Genomic DNA, 347 nt, shown 5'->3' with positions numbered 1-347 from the left:
AATTGTGTTGAACGACAAGAAACCAAGATTATCATTGACGGGTGCCATAATTATTTTAAGTCTCTGCTTACTTATTACTGGCTTTAATATTACGAGTGCTATAAGGAATACGATAAATTTTCTTAGCCCAGAACCAGAGGAGCAATATAGATATGAATTTATTTCAGCAAATGAACAAAATTTGATCATATTTGATAAGAAAACTGGTGACTATTGGAGGAAGTATATTGAGGTAAACGAAGGACCATCTGAATGGGAAAAGCAACAGTCGCCAGTTCCGCCAGAATAACTCCACTTCTTATTTAACAAAAGGGTGCCTTGGTCAAGTAGGATTAACGGCCTTTTTT

At 35.7% G+C, this 347-nt stretch carries 1 protein-coding gene; it reads left to right on the top strand.

The features are described 5' to 3' along the window. Nucleotides 1-289: hypothetical protein (locus tag V7654_RS23795; protein ID WP_335433373.1), on the top strand; the 289-nt coding region annotated here is incomplete at its 5' end. Between the last annotated feature and the right edge of the window lie 58 nt (nucleotides 290-347).

Source organism: Bacillus sp. JJ1609 (assembly GCF_036967045.1).
In the GTDB taxonomy this organism is placed as follows: Bacteria; Bacillota; Bacilli; order Bacillales; family Cytobacillaceae; genus Mesobacillus.
The sequence above is the reverse complement of the archived record's forward strand: the minus strand, read 5'-3'. Positions and strand labels throughout refer to the sequence as shown.